The sequence below is a fragment of the Acinetobacter sp. ANC 4862 genome, from assembly GCF_004336635.1.
GTDB lineage: Bacteria > Pseudomonadota > Gammaproteobacteria > Pseudomonadales > Moraxellaceae > Acinetobacter.
The window spans coordinates 13508-32382 of the sequence record NZ_SJXH01000011.1 but is presented as its reverse complement, the minus strand read 5'-3'; the positions used below and the strand labels follow the sequence as shown (position 1 = coordinate 32382).

General features: G+C 39.7%; 19 protein-coding genes. 18 read left to right on the top strand and 1 reads right to left on the bottom strand.

The window, feature by feature from the left end; genetic code table 11:
* Positions 1 to 146 precede the first annotated feature (146 nt).
* Positions 147 to 1172 carry an IS30-like element ISAba125 family transposase gene (locus E0409_RS06930; protein ID WP_131289142.1) on the bottom strand — a complete coding sequence of 342 codons (1026 nt, stop codon included), beginning with the start codon at positions 1170 to 1172 and terminating at the stop codon, positions 147 to 149.
* Positions 1173 to 1499: 327 nt separating this feature from the next.
* Here E0409_RS06930 and tviB point away from each other — a divergent pair, with 327 nt between their 5' ends.
* From tviB to E0409_RS06840, 18 genes are all read left to right on the top strand, one after another.
* On the top strand, positions 1500 to 2777 hold the full coding sequence (gene tviB / locus E0409_RS06925; protein ID WP_131289140.1) for a Vi polysaccharide biosynthesis UDP-N-acetylglucosamine C-6 dehydrogenase TviB: 1278 nt from the start codon (positions 1500 to 1502) through the stop codon (positions 2775 to 2777).
* Between the two features lie 14 nt (positions 2778 to 2791).
* Positions 2792 to 3817 (top strand): NAD-dependent epimerase/dehydratase family protein, encoded by a 1026-nt coding sequence (locus tag E0409_RS06920; protein ID WP_131289138.1) that lies wholly within the window; start codon positions 2792 to 2794, stop codon positions 3815 to 3817.
* On the top strand, positions 3793 to 4989 hold the full coding sequence (locus tag E0409_RS06915; protein WP_353682183.1) for a lipopolysaccharide biosynthesis protein: 1197 nt from the start codon (positions 3793 to 3795) through the stop codon (positions 4987 to 4989). Before E0409_RS06920 ends, E0409_RS06915 begins: the two co-directional genes overlap by 25 nt.
* The gene (locus E0409_RS06910) at positions 4986 to 5600 is read left to right on the top strand and encodes an acyltransferase (RefSeq protein ID WP_252151781.1); all 615 of its coding nucleotides are present in this window, start codon (positions 4986 to 4988) and stop codon (positions 5598 to 5600) included. The genes E0409_RS06915 and E0409_RS06910 overlap by 4 nt, the downstream gene beginning before the upstream one ends.
* 136 nt (positions 5601 to 5736) lie before the next feature.
* Positions 5737 to 6288, top strand: coding sequence for an acyltransferase (locus tag E0409_RS06905; protein ID WP_131289134.1), 552 nt, complete (start codon positions 5737 to 5739; stop codon positions 6286 to 6288).
* 25 nt (positions 6289 to 6313) lie between these two features.
* On the top strand, positions 6314 to 7432 hold the full coding sequence (locus tag E0409_RS06900; protein ID WP_131289132.1) for a glycosyltransferase: 1119 nt from the start codon (positions 6314 to 6316) through the stop codon (positions 7430 to 7432).
* Positions 7429 to 8523, top strand: coding sequence for a glycosyltransferase (locus E0409_RS06895; RefSeq protein WP_131289130.1), 1095 nt, complete (start codon positions 7429 to 7431; stop codon positions 8521 to 8523). Before E0409_RS06900 ends, E0409_RS06895 begins: the two co-directional genes overlap by 4 nt.
* Positions 8520 to 9659 carry a glycosyltransferase family 4 protein gene (locus tag E0409_RS06890; RefSeq protein WP_131289128.1) on the top strand — a complete coding sequence of 380 codons (1140 nt, stop codon included), beginning with the start codon at positions 8520 to 8522 and terminating at the stop codon, positions 9657 to 9659. Before E0409_RS06895 ends, E0409_RS06890 begins: the two co-directional genes overlap by 4 nt.
* A complete protein-coding gene (locus tag E0409_RS06885; protein ID WP_131289126.1) occupies positions 9659 to 10267 on the top strand; it encodes a sugar transferase in 609 nt (202 codons plus the stop codon). Before E0409_RS06890 ends, E0409_RS06885 begins: the two co-directional genes overlap by 1 nt.
* Positions 10260 to 10916, top strand: coding sequence for a NeuD/PglB/VioB family sugar acetyltransferase (locus E0409_RS06880; protein WP_131289124.1), 657 nt, complete (start codon positions 10260 to 10262; stop codon positions 10914 to 10916). The genes E0409_RS06885 and E0409_RS06880 overlap by 8 nt, the downstream gene beginning before the upstream one ends.
* 22 nt (positions 10917 to 10938) lie before the next feature.
* Positions 10939 to 12108 (top strand): DegT/DnrJ/EryC1/StrS family aminotransferase, encoded by a 1170-nt coding sequence (locus E0409_RS06875; protein ID WP_131289122.1) that lies wholly within the window; start codon positions 10939 to 10941, stop codon positions 12106 to 12108.
* Between the two features lie 59 nt (positions 12109 to 12167).
* The gene (locus E0409_RS06870; protein ID WP_131289222.1) at positions 12168 to 14021 is read left to right on the top strand and encodes a polysaccharide biosynthesis protein; all 1854 of its coding nucleotides are present in this window, start codon (positions 12168 to 12170) and stop codon (positions 14019 to 14021) included.
* A gap of 235 nt (positions 14022 to 14256) precedes the next feature.
* Positions 14257 to 15315, top strand: a complete 1059-nt coding sequence (rfbB, locus tag E0409_RS06865) for a dTDP-glucose 4,6-dehydratase (protein WP_131289120.1) — start codon at positions 14257 to 14259, stop codon at positions 15313 to 15315.
* Positions 15315 to 16196, top strand: a complete 882-nt coding sequence (rfbA, locus tag E0409_RS06860) for a glucose-1-phosphate thymidylyltransferase RfbA (RefSeq protein WP_131289118.1) — start codon at positions 15315 to 15317, stop codon at positions 16194 to 16196. Before rfbB ends, rfbA begins: the two co-directional genes overlap by 1 nt.
* Positions 16196 to 16597, top strand: a complete 402-nt coding sequence (locus E0409_RS06855; protein WP_131289116.1) for a sugar 3,4-ketoisomerase — start codon at positions 16196 to 16198, stop codon at positions 16595 to 16597. The genes rfbA and E0409_RS06855 overlap by 1 nt, the downstream gene beginning before the upstream one ends.
* Positions 16594 to 17328, top strand: a complete 735-nt coding sequence (locus tag E0409_RS06850) for an N-acetyltransferase (RefSeq protein ID WP_131289114.1) — start codon at positions 16594 to 16596, stop codon at positions 17326 to 17328. Before E0409_RS06855 ends, E0409_RS06850 begins: the two co-directional genes overlap by 4 nt.
* Positions 17328 to 17747, top strand: coding sequence for a MaoC family dehydratase (locus E0409_RS06845; RefSeq protein ID WP_131289112.1), 420 nt, complete (start codon positions 17328 to 17330; stop codon positions 17745 to 17747). The genes E0409_RS06850 and E0409_RS06845 overlap by 1 nt, the downstream gene beginning before the upstream one ends.
* 11 nt (positions 17748 to 17758) lie before the next feature.
* Positions 17759 to 18874: a DegT/DnrJ/EryC1/StrS family aminotransferase gene (locus E0409_RS06840; protein WP_131289110.1), complete on the top strand. Its 1116-nt coding sequence runs from the start codon at positions 17759 to 17761 to the stop codon at positions 18872 to 18874.
* Position 18875 lies beyond the last annotated feature (1 nt).

Here is an 18875-nt window from a genome sequence, read left to right as displayed (position 1 = left end):
GAAATCCTGTTTATAAAAATAATTTGAAATGAATAAATATAGGCATAATTTGTCCAAGAATATAAAATTTGAACAATAGTATTTTATACTAATAAGCTTTTGTTACCTAGCATAACATTTTGTTGAATTGTAATATGTTGGCGAATTCAAACATGAGGTGCGACAGTTTCAAAAGCCTTATGATAATCAACAAGCTGAGCAAATTTCTCTAATGGTGTCAGCCAATCTAACGCTTTTCTAGGACGAGTATTCAGTGACATGGCAACTTGATTTAAATAATGCTGATCTGCCTGATTTAAATCAATCCCTTTAGGTAAATATTGCCTAATTAAACCATTCATATTTTCGCATGTACCTTTCTGCCATGGCGAATGTGGGTCACAGAAATATACATCTATGCCTAAATCTTCTTCGAGGATTTTATGTTCTGACATCTCACGTCCACGGTCATAGGTCAACGTTTTACGTAGTTCTGCAGGTAAATATTTCAGAGCTTCAGTTAAAGCCTTGCGCACTGATTCTGCCTTTGCATCAGGTAATGTTGCCAAGATACAGAGCCGTGTATTTCGTTCAATAAGTGTTGCTATCGAACTTTTATTATCTTTACCTTTAATTAAATCGGCTTCCCAATGACCCGGTATTTTTCTTTCTTGAACTTCGGCTGGGCGCTCATGAATAGTTTTAATATCATGTAATATAGAATCTTTTTTAGGTTCACCGTTAGCTTTTCGCTTTTTATTTTCATGACGCAGACAGGATAATAAGTCTTTTTTCAACTCACCCTTTGGTAATGCTCGTATAGTTGAATAAATCGTTGTATGGCTTACATTCATTGTTTGATCCAAATCAGGAAATGTCTTTAAACGCTTTGCTATTTGCTGAGGAGACCATAAACAACGGATCGCTTCAACAATAAATTTCCAGAGGATTGAATCGATTTTGAGTTTTCTGTGACCGCGTCTACGTCTAGCGAAGGTGTTATCAGAAGCATATTGAGCTTGATAAACGTCATTGATGCTATTTCTTTTAAGCTCACGATAGATCGTACTCGGATGTCTTTTAATGAGTTCAGCAAATTTTCTTGGTGAAAAGCCTTCTTTTCTTGACTCAAGCATTAATGCAGTACGATCTTCAAAGTTAAGATGATGGTATGACAATTTTATATACTCCATAAACCCTTTAAATTAATTAGGTGGTTTATGTCGCACTTCAAGTTTTACTCTGCCGTTTAATATGCAAGAAAAATTATTATTTTCACATTTTTTAAAATAGAAGTATTGAGATGGTGTTAGGGTTAGGGTTAGGGTTTGTCTATAATAAATATGATGTTTTTTTCTATTGTTGTGACTAATTGGGAGATTATGTTGAATTGCATATTTGAATAATCTCTATTATAACGACAATATTTTACAATTAAAATTATTTGAATTTCTGCTATATTAGAATGCTATTTATAACGTCACGATGATGAATAAAGCATCGATCACATAGGCTTCTATATGTTACAACTCTCTGAACTAAAAATAGCAATTATTGGTCTAGGTTATGTAGGACTACCTTTAGCTGTGGAGTTTGGAAAAAAAGTTCCAGTTGTTGGCTTTGATATTCACCAAAAACGTATTGATGAATTAACACGTGGCCAAGATCATACTTTAGAAGTCTCACCTGAAGAATTAAAACAATCGATGCATTTAAGCTATACCACGAGTTTGGATGACTTAAAAAGCTGTAATTTTTTTATTGTGACTGTGCCAACGCCGATTGATCAATATAAGCAACCTGATTTAACGCCTCTGGTAAAAGCCTCCCATAGTATTGGTCAAGTCTTGAAAAAAGGCGATATTGTGGTGTATGAATCAACAGTTTATCCGGGTGCGACTGAAGAAGTGTGTATTCCTGAATTAGAGAAAATTTCAGGTTTAAAGTTTAATGAAGACTTTTTTGCTGGTTATAGTCCTGAGCGTATTAACCCAGGTGATAAATTACACCGCGTCACCAATATTCTAAAAATCACATCTGGTTCTACGCCCGAAGTCGCAGATTTTGTTGATGAAGTTTATAATCTGATTATCGAAGCAGGGACACATAAAGCTGCGAACATTAAAGTTGCTGAAGCAGCCAAAGTGATTGAGAATACGCAGCGTGATGTCAACATTGCTTTAATTAATGAACTCGCATTAATTTTCAATAAAATGGGTATTGATACCGAAGCGGTATTGCAAGCTGCGGGCACCAAATGGAACTTCTTACCTTTCCGTCCCGGTCTGGTCGGTGGTCACTGTATTGGTGTCGATCCCTATTATCTAACCCATAAAGCCCAAGCGATTGGCTATAATCCTGAAATTATTTTGGCGGGTCGTCGTTTGAATGATGGCATGGGCGCGTATGTGGTGACGCAGCTGGTCAAAGCAATGTTGAAAAAACGTATTCAGGTTGAAGATGCCAAGGTACTGATTTTAGGTTTAAGTTTCAAAGAAAACTGCCCGGATATTCGGAATACTCGTATCATTGATATCATTAATGAATTGCAAGAATATCATGTCAATGTTGATGTCTATGATCCTTGGGTAGATGCTACGGAAGCAGAGCATGAGTATGGTATTAGCCCAATTCAAACATTAGAAGATAATACTTACGATGCTGTGATTTTAGCTGTTGCGCATGAGCAATTTAAAGACATGGGCGCTGAAGCGATCCGCGCACTCGGCAAGCCTGAACATGTGCTATATGACTTGAAATACGTACTGTCTCAAGCCGAATCTGACCTTCGCTTATAATAGGACATGCCCTCATGAATCAATATCAACAGGTATGTGAAACCCTGCAAGCTCAACCTAAAATATGGTTAGTGACAGGTGTGGCTGGCTTTATCGGCTCTAATTTATTAGAAACTTTATTAAAGTTAGATCAAATGGTTGTGGGTTTAGATAACTTTGCGACAGGTCATCAATATAATTTAGATCAAGTACAAGCTTTGGTGAGTTCTGAGCAATGGGCTAAATTTAAGTTTATTGAAGGGGATATCCGTCAATTCGCAGATTGTCAAAAAGCCTGTGCAGGTGTGGATTATGTCTTGCATGAAGCAGCGCTTGGCTCTGTACCCCGTTCCATCGCAGACCCGATCACCACCAATGAGACCAATATCAGTGGTTTCTTAAATATGTTGACTGCAGCGCGTGATGCCGGTGTATCTAGCTTTACTTATGCAGCGAGTAGTTCAACTTATGGTGATCATCCTGCATTGCCAAAAGTCGAAGAAAACATTGGTAAGCCATTATCACCTTATGCAGTGACTAAATACGTCAATGAGCTGTATGCTGATGTATTTGCCAAAACCTATGGTTTTAAGGCGATTGGTCTGCGTTACTTTAATGTATTTGGTCAGCGTCAGGATCCAAATGGTGCCTATGCTGCGGTGATTCCAAAATGGACTGCAGCGATGATTGCCGGTGAAGATGTGTTTATTAATGGTGATGGTGAAACCAGCCGTGATTTCTGCTTTATCGACAACACTGTACAAGCCAATATTTTAGCTGCGACTACGCAAGATGATGCAGCGAAAAACCAGGTTTATAATGTGGCAGTGGGTGACCGTACCACGCTGAATGACTTGTTTAATGCCATTAAAGTTGCGTTGGCTGAAAATGGTGTGAACTACAGCAAAGATGAAGTGTACCGTGAATTCCGTGCCGGTGATGTGCGTCATTCACAAGCCAGCATTGCCAAAATTGAAAAGGCTTTGGGTTATGCACCTCAGTTCCGTATTGATGACGGTATTCAATTAGCGATGCAATGGTATGTGCAAAATCTGAAATGAGGCTGATGCATTTAGCCCGAAAATATCAATCGATCGGGCTGATTACCTTAAGTTTATTAGTGGGTGCGATAATGACATTTATTGCACTTCCTTTTTTAACGCGCCTCTATTCTGTAAATGATTTTGGTCAGTACGGTGTGGCGTTGGCATTTGTCAGCGTCTTGTCGACTGTGGCTAATTTACGTTTAGATCAAGCCTTATTGGTGGCGAAGCCTGAACATCAAAAAAGCTTAATCTTCGAAAGCAGTGTTTTTTCACTGCTTTTTTCAGTTTTAAGTGCTGTGGTGATTGGCTTTATTTACAATGCGGAAATGGCGGTTGCGATTGCACTCGGTGTCTTTGCCAACACCTTGATTCAAAGTGTCTATAACTATAAATTTGCCCACGAAGCGGAATGGTTTTGTGCAGGCTTAAATATTTTCCGCAGTCTGATTGTGGTGGCGGTACAGCTGAGTCTGCCTTTGATGTTGAACATCAATTTACTCAATAGTTATAGCGTCAGTTCATTGGCAATGATCATGGTGCTGTTGATTTATGTGCTGAATCAGCGTCTCTATCAAGTCAGTTGGAATGCCTTTAAAAATTATAAGGATTTTATTTTCAGCAATACCCCGCATGCTTTGCTGAACAGTTTTTCGCATAATTTGCCATATTATGTGGTGGCGCATTTTGTTGGCTTTCAAGCAGTGGGTTTTTATTCTATTGTCGAGCGGACTTTGCGTGTGCCAATCAATTTGATGTCGCAAACCATTCGTCAGTTCTTTATCCGTAAATTCTATCAGCAGGATTCTGCTACTGAGGCTTTAAAAAGCAGTGTCTTTTTAAGTCTTGTATCTTTGCCTTTTTTTGCAATTTTCTTTGTGCTGCCTGAATCTTTTTATTTAATGATTTTTGGCCAAGCATGGCAGGGAATTGCTACATATTTTCAAATTTTAGCCTTGGGCTATTGGGCAGTCTTCTGTAATCCGCCAAGTTCGGCATATCTGATTGCCAAGCGCCAAAGCCATATTTTGTTTAAACTGCAAATTATCGAACTCATCATTAAGTTTATCTTGTTTGCAGGGTTGTATTGGCTGTGTGCGGACAAATTGTATATGTTGCTTGCGGTGCCTGTTGCGCTGATCTTCTATAATTTTGCCATTTTAGCCGTTGTGTGGAGACGTCCAGAATGATCTTTTTTAAATGTTTAAAATTGCTGAACTGGTTCTCTGCACAGTGCCGAAAAAGCCTATATGGCATAGCTTTTGGCAGTCAGTTTAAATATTTTGGACGCCGAACCAAACTCGAAATTTCAGGTAAAATCATCATCGGGAAAAATGTCTATATTGGCGATGATGTCACTCTGATTGTCGAGTCAGGTGCCTCATTGATCATTGGTGATAACAGCTTTATTGGTGAAAGTTGTTATATCAAATGCTTTGGCGGAAAAATTGAGATTGGGCATGATGTTAGCATTAATTCCAAATCCTTTTTAAATGGCTGTGGCGGTTTAAAAATTGGCAACAACACCCGTATTGGCACGCAAAGCATCATGATTGCCAGTAACCATAAGTTTGATGATCCCGAGGTTTTGGTGAAAGATCAAATTACCAAGCAGGGCATTGTGATTGGTGAAAATATTTGGTTTGGTGCAAGAGTGACAGTTTTGGATGGTGTCACGATTGCCAATAATAGCGTGATTGGGGCATGTTCTTTGGTGAGTAAAAACATCACTGAAGCAGGCGTTTATGTCGGCATTCCTGCCAAGAAGCTGGAAAAGTCCTTACCGAAGTTAGTAGATTAAACCAATATGTGGGGCAGTATCTGTCAGGCGCATTTTCGGTTAAAATAATCTGTCGAAAAAATGGGCTGATTAAAGCCCATTTTCTTTTGCTGTTTCACTTGAATATTGCCTTTATCGGATCACACAGGTTTCAATCATGAGCTTTATCCGTGCTGTTTTTAACGCTGTCTTTGATTTGGCCTATTTTTTTGCCAAAGGCAGTGTGGCATACGCGCGAAAAAAAGGCGTGACCATTGGCAACAATTGCAGAATCTATATCCGCAGTTGGGGTTCTGAACCATTCTTGGTGAGCATTGGTGATGATGTTACCGTCACCTCAGGGGTGAAATTTATTACCCATGATGGCAGTACCTGTTTGGTCAAAGATGAGCACGGTAAACGTTACCAACGTTTTGCACCGATTCAAGTCGGTTCGCATGTGTTTATTGGAGTCAACAGCATTGTGATGCCAGGGATAACGATCGGTTCAAATGTAGTAATCGGTGCTGGTTCCGTGGTGACCAAAGACATTCCAGATAATTCAGTCGCCATTGGTGTTCCGGCCAAAGTCGTTTCAAGCTTTGCAGATTATCAAGACAAAATTAAAGCCACTTGCGCCAGTGATTCTGAACTTGCAGGTATCACTGATTATGCCGAGCGTGTGCAGCGCGCAATTGAGCTGCAATCTCAAAAACAGTCCCATCATTAATCTCCCCATTCATTTAGGTTTCGTTATGCTGAATAAAGTCATGTTCTTTTTACCCACACTCGGTGGTGGCGGGGCAGAACGTACGGTCATTCAACTTGCCAACAGTTTTGCTGAGCAAGGTTTGCAGATCGATTTGGCAGTATGTAATTTGAATGGTGAAAAAGCGAAATTGCTTGCTGAAGTGAACAGCAAAATTCAGCTGATTAATTTTAATTGTGGGCGTGTGGCCAATGCCTTATTTCCACTAAAAAAGCGTTTACAAGAACAACACTATGATTGTGTGGTTGCCACACAAACGCATACTAATATTATTTGCGCTTTTGCCAAAAAATTGGCGAGGGTGAATACCAGACTGATTTTTAGAGAGGTATCCACGCCTTCTAAAAATATGAAGCTTTCAGGCTTCAAGAAATTTATTTTGACTAGCCTCATCAACTGGACGTATAACACGGCAGACCAAGTCGTCTGTGTGTCGAATGGCGGCTTGGAAGATTTTCGTGAATATTATGGCTATCAAAAGCAAAATTTAATCACCATCTATAACCCTGTGATTGATGATGCTTATTTGGCAAAACTAAACGTCCCTGTTGAGCATCGTTTCTTTCAGCCAGAACAGAAAGTAATTCTGGCTGTGGGACGTTTAACTGAAGCGAAAAATTTTGGCTTTTTGATTCGTTCTTTTGCGAAATTACATCAGCAGCATCCTGAAACCCGTTTGCTTATTTTGGGCGAAGGCGAACTGCGTGCTGAGTTTGAAGCTTTGGTGACCAGCTTAGGTCTGCAAGATGTGGTCGATTTACCGGGCTTCGATCCAAATCCTTATGCCTATTTAAAATATGCCGATTTATTTGTTTTAAGTTCAAATTGGGAAGGCTTGCCAGGCGTTTTAATTCAGGCCTTAGCCTCAAAAATTAAAGTGGTCAGCACCAATTGTCCAAGTGGTCCAATGGAAATTCTGGTGAACTCGAAATTTGGTTTATTGGTTGAATGTAATGATGTCGAGGGCATGGTTGCTGCGATGAATCAGGCATTGTTCGGTAACTATGTCGAATTTTCTAATGCTGAATTTGAACAGCATTGCCAGCAATTTTATAAATCCAATGTACTGCAGCGCTATTTAGAGATGATGGAGAATCCATCATGAACAAAGAATTGATGGTACATGTGATCACCAATTTTGCCGGTGTGGGCGGTGCTGAAATGATGCTGGCACGCCTGATCAAACAGACGCAAAATGAATATAATCATGTGGTGATTTCACTCATGAAAACATCTGAAGTTTATGCGGATACTTTGGCGATCTGTTCATCTCACTATGCGCTGGCCTGGAATGGTTTGAATAGTTTTGGTGTTATTGCCAAACTGAAGAAATTGCTGCAACAGCTTGCACCGAAAACAGTGCAATGTTGGATGTACCACGCCAATGTGATGACCAGTCTCAGTGTGTTCGGCTTAGCGAATAAACCGAAGGTGTTTTGGGGTATCCATCACTCACTGGCTTCTCCAAAAGAAGAGTCGATAGCGACTAAATTATCTTTGGCAATAAGTAAAATGTTGTCAGCCAAACCGGCAGGCATTATCTATTGTGCGCATTCATCGTTACACCAACATCAGCAATATGGTCTGAATAACTCGAATGCACAGGTGATTGCCAATGGTGTATCCCTAGATAAATTTCAGCCGAATCCTGTATTGCATGATCCGATTGTGATTGGTTTTGCAGGTCGTTATCATACGGCAAAAGGCTATCCTTATTTATTTGAAACGATCGCCAAACTGAAAGATCAGCCGATTATTTTTAAAATTGCCGGCCAGGGTGCCAATTTAGACAATCCTGAAATCAAGGGCTATTTTGAGCAATATCAGCTCGATGAAAATCAAGTCCAGTTGCTGGATCAAATCTCCGATATGCCAACCTTTTATCAATCGATTGATGTGTTTTTAATGACTTCGATTACCGAAGGTTTTCCAAATGTTTTGGTTGAAGCCATGGCATCAGGTTTGCCGTGTATCAGTACTGATGTCGGCGATGCCAAATATATTGTGCAAGAGCTTGGCTGGATTGTACCGCCACGTGATTCAGATGCGCTTGCCAATGCAATTCTGAAATATGTAAATTTAAGTGCAGATGAAAAACAGCGACTCAAACAAGCGACACGTCAGCGAGTAGAAAAGAATTTTAGTATTGAAAATGTCAGCCAACAATATATGAATGTGTGGAGATCAGGCAGATGAAATTTCTCATGATCAGCAGTTTTCTGCCATCTGTTTTGAACTTCCGTGGCAAATTACTCGAAGCGATTCACGCCAAAGGTTATGACATTTATGTAATGGCACCTGACCTATTGCAATTTCCTGATGAGCATCAAAAGCTGCAAGCTTTGGGTTATCACATTTATGAAATTCCAATGCAACGCACTGGCACTAATCCGATCAAAGACTTGAATACGTTGATGGAAATGTATCGGTTAATCCGTCAAATTCAGCCAGACGTTGTACTGTGCTATACCATTAAACCGGTCATTTACGGTACTTTGGCGGCTTGGTTGGCGAAGGTTCCGAAACGTTTTGCGCTGATTACTGGGCTTGGCTATGCTTTTCAAAATGTCGAATCGGGCAAGCGCAGTCTGTTTCAAAAAATGGTGCATGGCCTCTATGCGCAGGCCCTAAAACATACTCATAAAGTCTTTTTCCAAAACCCGGATGATTTAAAGCTGTTCCAGGATATGCATTTGCTTGAAGCCAGTAAGCCGATGGTGGTGGTGAATGGTTCAGGGGTGAATGTACAAAATTTTGAGGTGATGCCTTTGCCTTTAAATGAGCAAGGCATCGTCAAAGCCTCATTTTTGCTGATCGCCCGTTTTTTGGGGGATAAAGGTGTTCGTGAATATGCTGAAGCTGCACGGATTATCAAAGCCAAATATCCCGAAACTGAATTCCATTTGGTCGGCTGGATTGATGATAATCCCTCAGCCATTTCTCAAACTGAACTGGAGACTTGGGTCAGTGAAAAAACGGTAAATTACTGGGGTAAACTCAGTGATGTGCGTCCTGCAATTGCGGCAAGTTCAATCTATGTGTTGCCATCTTACCGTGAAGGTACACCGCGTACCGTGTTAGAAGCGATGGCGATGGGACGTGCGGTGATTACCACCGATGCACCGGGTTGCCGTGAAACAGTATCCAATGGGGTAAACGGTTATTTGGTCGGGGTGAAATCGGTCGATGATCTCGTTCAAAGCATGCAATATTTTATTGAAGATCCAAAGCTGATCGCCTATATGGGGCAACGTTCACGTGAAATTGCATTTAATAAATATGATGTGCATCAAGTAAATAAGCATATGATGACTGAAATGGAGTTGATCTGATGCTGAAACGTGTCTGTGATGTGGTGATTGCATCCACCGCTTTATTGCTGCTCTCTCCACTTTATGCTTATGTCGCCTATAAAGTGCGTAAAAACTTGGGGTCACCCGTATTGTTTCGTCAGGTGCGTCCGGGGCTACATGGCAAACCCTTTGAAATGATTAAATTTCGCAGCATGAAAGATGCTGTGGACAAAAACGGAAACCCATTACCCGATAATGAACGTCTCACCCCATTTGGGAAAATGCTCCGTGCCACCAGTCTGGATGAAATGCCGGAACTGTGGAATGTGATTAAAGGGGAGATGAGCATTGTCGGGCCTAGACCACTGCTGATGGAATATTTGCCTTTATATAATGCTGAGCAGGCCAAACGCCATGACGTGCGTCCAGGCATGACAGGGCATGCCCAAGTGAATGGCCGTAATGCCATTTCATGGGAAAAAAAGTTTGAACTCGATACGTGGTATGTGGAAAATCAGTCGCTTTGGCTGGACTTTAAAATTATGCTAAAAACAGTAAAAAAAGTGATTGCCAAGGATGATATTAGTGCCGAAGGTGAAGCGACTATGACCAAGTTCACTGGTTCGCCGGAACAGAAAAATGACTAAACTCTATGCGGTTTATGGTGCATCGGGGTGCGGGCGCAGCCTGATGCCTGTGGCACGTCAGCAATTGGCACGTGAAAATGACACATCAAAAATCGTGTTTATTGATGATGCTTTAAATGATATTCAAGTCGTGAATGGTCATCGCGCCATGAACTATGTGACTTTTAAAGCACAGCACGCTGAGCAGAAATTTGCATTGATAGCGATTGCGAACAGTGCAGTTCGTGAAAAGCTAGCGTTACAACTCGAACAAGATGGTATTTATTTATGGTCTGTGATTGCAGACAATGTGGTCTTAATGGATCAGGCTGAGATTGCAGAAGGTTGTGCCTTAAGTCCATTTGTCAGTATTACTTCGAATATTAAAATCGGTAAATGCTTTCATGCCAATTTATACACCTATGTGGAGCATGATTGTGTGATTGGAGATTACGTTACTTTTGCGCCAGGCGTAAAATGTAACGGTAATATTCATATTGAAGATCATGCTTACATTGGTGCAGGCGCCGTGATAAAACAAGGCACACCAGATCAGCCTTTGGTGATTGGGCGTGGTGCGATTGTTGGGATGGGGGCCGTTGTCACCAAAAGTGTTCCTGCAGGCGTGACTGTGGTGGGCAATCCTGCTCGTATTCTCGAGCAAAAATAGATATTAAAGCTAGGAAAAATCCATGTTAAACACTGCATTTGAGCCGTGGCCAAGTTTCACCCAAGTTGAAGCAGACGCGGTTTCAAAAGTTCTATTGTCGAATAAAGTGAATTATTGGACAGGTCAAGAGTGCCGGGAATTCGAAAAAGAATTTGCGCAATTTGCAGGGACAAAATACGCAGTGGCGGTATCAAACGGTACGGTTGCATTGGATTTAGGTCTTAAAGCCATTGGAATTGGTCAAGGTGATGATGTCATTGTGACTTCAAGAACTTTCCTTGCATCTGCCAGTTCAATTGTCACTGCAGGTGCAAATCCAATTTTTGCCGATGTAGAACTCGACTCACAAAACATTTCACGCCGTACTATTGAGGCGGTGATTACGCCGAATACCAAAGCGATTATTTGTGTGCATTTGGCGGGCTGGATGTGTGATATGGATCCAATTATGCAGTTGGCTGAAGAAAAAGGCTTATATGTGATTGAAGACTGTGCCCAAGCCCATGGTGCCATGTATAAAGGTAAATCTGCAGGTTCAATTGGTCATATTGGCGCTTGGTCATTCTGCCAAGACAAGATCATGACCACAGGCGGTGAAGGTGGTATGGTTACCACCAATGATGAAAGCCTTTGGAAAAAAATGTGGTCGTACAAAGATCACGGCAAAAACTTTGACAGCATTTATAATAAACAACATCTACCGGGTTTCCGTTGGTTGCATGATTCATTTGGCACCAACTGGCGCATGATGGAAATGCAGGCAGTGATCGGTCGTTTGCAGCTGAAAAAAATGCCTGAATGGACCGAAAAGCGTAATGCAAATATGGTACGTATTTTGGCTGAATTTGAAAACAGTGCATATTTTACCGTCGCAAAACCATCCAGTGATTATGTGCATGCAGTTTATAAATGCTATGTACAAGTGAATATTAACGCTTTACCTGAAGGCTGGTCACGCGACCGTATCATGCAAGAAATTAACGGTTTAGGCGTGCCATGTTTTAGCGGTTCATGTTCAGAAGTGTATTTAGAAAAAGCCTTTGATGGAACAAAGTGGCGTCCTGCACAGCGTTTAGAAAATTCCAAACAGCTTGGTGAAAGCAGCCTGATGTTTGTGGTACATCCAACCTTGTCTGAACAAAGCATGCAAAAAACGGTAAATGCCATTCAAACAGTCATCAGTCAAATTTAAAAATCTGTATGGCGTATAATCTACGCCATGATTTTCCCATTTCCTCCATCGAGCCCTTTGTGAAAGACATTATTCGATCTATTGCATCTTTACCGCGTCGCCAAAAACAGATTGTATTGGTGTTGATGGATATCTGTGTCTTGCCATTCATGATGTGGCTGGCTTATGCCATTCGTTTGGCACGTCCAAATGTAGAAGTGATGCAAGGGCTTGATGGCTGGTATTTGTATGTCGGCATTTTCGGCATTGTGATTTTTGCCTTGCTTGGCATTTATAGTGCCATTGTCCGTTCATTTAATGAAGATTATTTACTGCGGATCTCGATTGGTACATTTATTCAAATCGTTGCGTTGTATGCGATTAAAAAGTTAGATGTCGCGTTTATCCCGATGAGTATTCCACTGATGTACGGCTTCATGCTGTTCTCCTACATGTGGTGGAGCCGTGCGGTGATTCGCTATGCAACGATTAAAACCTTTGCCAAAAAACAAACCCGTAAACGTGTGGCGATTTATGGTGCGGGACTCGCTGGTCAACAAATTGCAGCAGCTTTAAATCGCTCAGATGATTATTTGCCGGTGTGTTTTATTGATGATAAAAAATCACTGCAAGGCCAGTCGTTAAGTGGTTTGAAAATTTACTCGCTCAAACGTGCCGCTACAAAATTCGGAAAATTTGCGATTGAAGAAGTCTTATTAGCAATGCCCTCGGTTGGTCGTGCACGTAAAAAAGAGATTATTGAATCTTTTGACTCTGCTGACGTGAAGATTATGGAACTGCCTGGGGTAACCCAGCTGGTCGATGGTCAGGTACAAATCTCGGATATTCGTGAAGTCGATATTATAGACTTACTTGGCCGTGATCCTGTCCCACCTAAACCGGAGCTACTTGAGAAAAATATTAAAGATAAAGTCGTGATGGTGACTGGGGCAGGGGGGTCGATTGGTTCCGAGCTTTGCCGTCAAATCGTGAAACATCAGCCGAAACTTTTAGTATTGTTTGAGATGTCGGAATTTGCACTATATTCCATTGATCGCGAATTACAGACTTCAGGCATTCGAGTGATTCCTGTTTTAGGGTCAGTGACCAATCAAACAAAACTTGAGCGCATTATTGCGCAATACACAGTACAGACCATTTACCATGCTGCAGCTTATAAGCATGTGCCATTGGTTGAAGCCAATCCTTTCGAAGGTATTTATAACACGTCGATTGGTACTGCACGCAGTGTGGATGCGGCGGTGAATCAAGGAGTAGAAACTTTTGTTTTAATTTCTACAGATAAGGCTGTACGCCCAACCAATGTCATGGGCGCATCAAAACGTATGGCAGAGCTTTATTGCCAAGGTTTAGCGTCTACAAATCCTAAAACTCAAATCAGTATTGTGCGCTTTGGTAATGTCTTGGGGTCTTCGGGTTCAGTTGTGCCTCTATTTAAAAAGCAAATTGCTAAGGGTGGGCCTGTGACGGTGACGCATCCAGAAGTAACGCGTTACTTTATGACTATTACGGAAGCTGCGCAGCTTGTTATTCAAGCAGGTGCCATGGGGACGGGTGGTGATGTATTTTTGTTGGATATGGGGGAGCCGGTCAAAATTGTCGATTTAGCCAAGCAAATGATTCGTCTGAGTGGTTTTAAAACCATGGATGATAAAGGTAATGGAGATATCGAAATTCAGTTTACAGGATTACGCCCTGGGGAAAAATTGTATGAAGAGCTTTTGATTGATCAGCAAGATGTTGAGCAGACCGAACATGCACGAATTTTAAAATCGTTCGAAATTTTTTATGATTTTAATAAAATTTCAGATGTATTTTTGGAATTAAAAAAAGAAATACAGCAGGAAAATAAACAAAATAATATATTCTATATACTAACTTCTTATGTTGAGGGTTATAACAGAAGAGATTAGAATGTTGCCGGCTAATTTATTTATTCGATCCAGAAGACTAATGACAATTAATCACTCGATAGATATGTAAATAAACCATGCTCTATAATTTGGCTATATAAATCCAGAAAGAGTAAGACAATATTTAGAACGTATTGGGAAGATAGTATTAAAGGTAAGTTGATACGCATACCTTCATATTTATAAACATGATGAAAAAGATTAATCAGATATTTAAGTTTTTAGTAGGAATAATATGAAGTTAATGGTAACTGGTGGTGCAGGTTTTATAGGTTCAGCTGTTATTCGCCACATTATTGAAAAAACACCTTATCAGGTACTTAATATAGATAAGTTGACTTATGCAGGAAACTTAGAATCATTAAATTCAATTTCTAAAAATTCGCGTTATCAATTTTCACAGACGGATATATGTGATCGCGAAGCGCTAGATCAGTTATTTTTAGCATTCCAACCTGATTTAGTGATGCATCTTGCTGCCGAATCACATGTCGATCGTTCTATTACAGGTTCGGCCGCATTTGTTGAAACCAATATTATTGGCACATATCAATTATTAGAAGCAGCTCGAAATTATTGGAATAACTTAGAAGAGCATAAAAAATTAGCATTTCGTTTCCATCATATTTCAACCGACGAAGTTTATGGTGATTTAGAAGGAACAGATGCTTTATTTTTAGAAACTACTTCTTACGCACCCAGTTCTCCTTACTCGGCAAGTAAAGCAAGTTCTGATCATTTGGTTCGTGCATGGCATAGAACATATGGTTTGCCAACAATTGTAACAAATTGCTCAAATAATTATGGGCCATACCATTTCCCAGAAAAACTCATTCCACTAGTAATTTTAAATGCGTTAGAAAGCAAGCCATTACCAATTTATGGTAAAGGTGATCAAATTCGTGATTGGCTCTATGTAGAAGACCATGCGAGAGCCCTGTATAAGGTAGTGACAGAAGGGATTGTGGGTGAAACCTATAATATTGGCGGCCACAATGAAAAACAAAATATCGATGTGGTAAAAACGATTTGTTCAATTTTGGATGAACTTTGTCCACAAGCGAATAATACGCCTTATGCATCCCTCATCACTTTTGTAAAAGATCGTCCTGGCCATGACTTGCGTTATGCAATTGATGCCAGCAAAATTAAAAATGATTTAGGTTGGACTCCACAAGAAACTTTTGAAACAGGTATTCGTAAAACAGTTGAATGGTATTTAAATAATTTAGAATGGTGTCATCGTGTACAAGATGGCAGCTATCAGCGTGAAAGATTAGGTGTAAATATATAATGTCAAATAAAACCAAAGGAATCATTTTAGCAGGTGGTTCAGGTACACGTTTATATCCAATTACCAAAGGTGTCTCTAAGCAGTTACTGCCGATTTATGATAAACCGATGGTTTATTATCCATTGTCGGTGCTTATGCTGGCAGGCATTCGTGAAGTACTGATCATTAGCACACCAGATGATATTGATGGTTTTAAGCGCTTACTCGGTGATGGTTCTGATTTTGGCATTGAAATTCAGTATGCCATTCAACCTAGCCCAGATGGTTTAGCACAGGCTTTTATTATTGGTGAAAGCTTTATTGGCGACAGTAATGTGTGCTTGGTACTGGGGGACAATATTTTTTATGGTCAAGGTTTTACCCCAATGTTGCGTCAAGCTGTTGCACGTCAGAAAGGTGCAACAGTATTTGGTTATCAGGTAAAAGATCCAGAACGCTTTGGTGTTGTGGAGTTTGATGCGCAAAAGCGGGCTGTGTCTTTAGAAGAAAAACCGAAGCAACCAAAATCTAACTTCGCTGTAACGGGTTTATATTTTTATGACAATGATGTCATCCAAATTGCAAAGTCAGTCCAACCTTCTGAACGTGGTGAGTTAGAAATCACTACAGTCAACCAGATGTATTTAGAACGTGGTGATTTGAGTGTTGAACTATTGGGTCGTGGTTTTGCATGGCTAGATACAGGTACGCATGAAAGTTTGTTACAAGCAGCTCAATTTGTAGAAACCATAGAAAAACGTCAAGGTTATAAAGTGGCTTGTCTGGAAGAAATTGCTTTGAATAATGGATGGTTAAGCAAAGAACAAGTATTAAGTATTGGTCAAAGCATGAGTAAGAATGATTATGGCCAATATTTGATTTCTTTGGTGGGTGAAAACTGATGAGTCTTATTGAGTGGGTTGAACTTCCTGATTTAGGGGATCATCGAGGTGCGCTAGTAGTTGCTGAGACAAATAAAAATATCTCTTTCGAAATTAAAAGACTTTATTATATTTTTGGTGTTCAGTCAGATATTCCTCGTGGTTTTCATGCCCATAAAGAATTACAACAAATTGCATTTTGCATAAAAGGGAAGTGCAAAATGATTATGGATAATGGGATTGAAAAGCAGGAAGTTTGGATTGATCATTCAAATAAGGGTTTAAAAATACCTCCCATGATTTGGCACGAAATGCATGATTTTTCAGAGGATTGTACCTTACTTGTTTTAGCAAGCGATCATTATGATGAAAATGATTATATTCGTGATTATCAAGAATTTCTAAATGAGGTGAGAAAATGAAAATTCATCCTACAGCAATTATCTCACCTAAAGCGAGAATTGGTAGTAATGTAGAAATTGGGCCATCAACTATTGTGTATGATAATGTTGAAATTGGCGATAACTCAATTATTGGAGCATTCTGTGAGTTAGGTGTTGCTAATCATCTCTCACAAGGTTCGCCCCTAATTATTGGTCAAAATTCCAATATTCGATCGCATAGTATTTTTTACGAAGGCTCATGTTTTGGGGATGGACTAACTACTGGGCACAGAGTAACTGTTAGGGAGTTGGTTAAAGCAGGGAAAAACTTACAAATAGGCACACTCTCTGATTTACAAGGACATTGTGAAATTGGCGATTACGTTCGTTTTCATAGTAATGTACATATTGGGCAAAAAAGTAAAATTGGAAATTTTGTATGGATATTTCCTTACGTGGTTCTTACGAATGATCCTCACCCGCCTAGCGATACCCTTATAGGAGTAACTGTTGAGGATTTTGCTGTAATCGCAACTATGTCAGTGATTTTACCGGGCGCAACGGTCGCTGAAGGGGTCTTAATAGGAGCACACTCTTCACTTAAAGGTCAGACTGAAGCAAATATGGTCTATGTAGGATCGCCAGCTAAAAAAATATGTCCAACATCTAAAATAAAATTACAAGATAGTAAAGAAGATGCATATCCTTGGCGGAAGCATTTTCATCGCGGTTATCCAGCTGAAATTATAGAAAAATGGATTACTGAATAATGGAAATAAAAAACTCATTTACCATTAATGAAATTCAAATTGGTATGACAGCATCGTATTCTCAAACGATAACTGATGCAGATGTAAAGGCATTCTCTGGAATTTCAGGGGATCATAATCCAGTACATGTGAGTGAAGAATATGCAAAACAGTCTAGATTTAAAGATCGTATTGCACATGGTTTGCTAACTGCTAGTTTCTTTTCTGCTATTTTTGGCACCAAACTTCCGGGTGAAGGATGTATCTATGTCAGTCAAAACCTACAATTTAAAAGGCCTGTTTATTTAGGAGATACAGTCGTTGCGAAAGTAACTGTTATTGCTGTCGATATTTCTAAAAAGCGTGTTGCTTTTGAAACTGTATGTTCTGCTAACGGAAAAGTTGTAACGACAGGTACAGCAGAAATATTTATTCCTTAGGTATTATAAAAATGATTCCCTTCTTAGATCTTCGAGCTATAAATGCTCAGTATCATGCCGAACTTAAAGATGCTTGTGCCCGTGTTATTGATTCAGGTTGGTACATTGGTGGTAAAGAGTTAGAGACTTTTGAACATGATTTTGCTGACTATTGTGGTACACAATTTGCCATAGGAGTCGCAAATGGCTTAGATGCCCTAATTCTTACTTTACGCGCATGGAAAGAATTAGGTAAACTTCAAGATGGTGATGAAGTTATTGTTCCATCTAATACCTATATTGCAAGTATTTTGGCAATTACAGCCAATAACTTAACACCTATATTAGTTGAACCTAATTTAAGTACTTACAATATTGATCCAGTTAAAATTGAACAGGCAATCACATCTAAAACTCGTGTAATTTTACCTGTGCATTTGTATGGCCGTCTAGCAGCCATGCCAGAAATTATGGAAATTGCAAAAAAATATAATTTATTGGTACTTGAAGATTCAGCACAATCACATGGTGCTGAATTAAATGGTAGAAAAGCAGGAAACTGGGGCCATGCCTCTGGTTTTAGTTTTTATCCAGGTAAAAATTTAGGCGCACTTGGTGATGCAGGTGCTGTAACGACTAATGATGAAGAGCTAGCAAATATGCTTAAAGCACTTCGTAATTATGGTTCACATGAGAAATATAAAAACCTAGTCCCTGGTGTAAATAGTCGTTTAGATGAAATTCAAGCAGCGATACTTGATATTAAATTGAAGTATTTAGAAAAAGATACGGAACATCGTCGTTTAATAGCGAATTTGTATTTAACTCAAATTAAGAATCCATTAATTACCTTACCTTTGGATGGTGTTGATGCTACTAAATATACCCAACATGTGTGGCATTTGTTTGTAATACGTACAGATCATCGTGAGGCGTTGCAAAAGTTTTTAGCTGATGTTGGCGTTCAAACTCTAATTCATTATCCAGTTCCACCACATAAGCAACAGGCTTATAAAAAGTGGAATGATTTGAGTTACCCAATTTCTGAGCAAATTCATGAAGAAGTCATAAGTCTGCCAATAGGACCCACTTTAACTTGGGAAGACGCAGAAAAAGTGGTTCAGCTTTGCAACAGCTTTAAAGCATGAT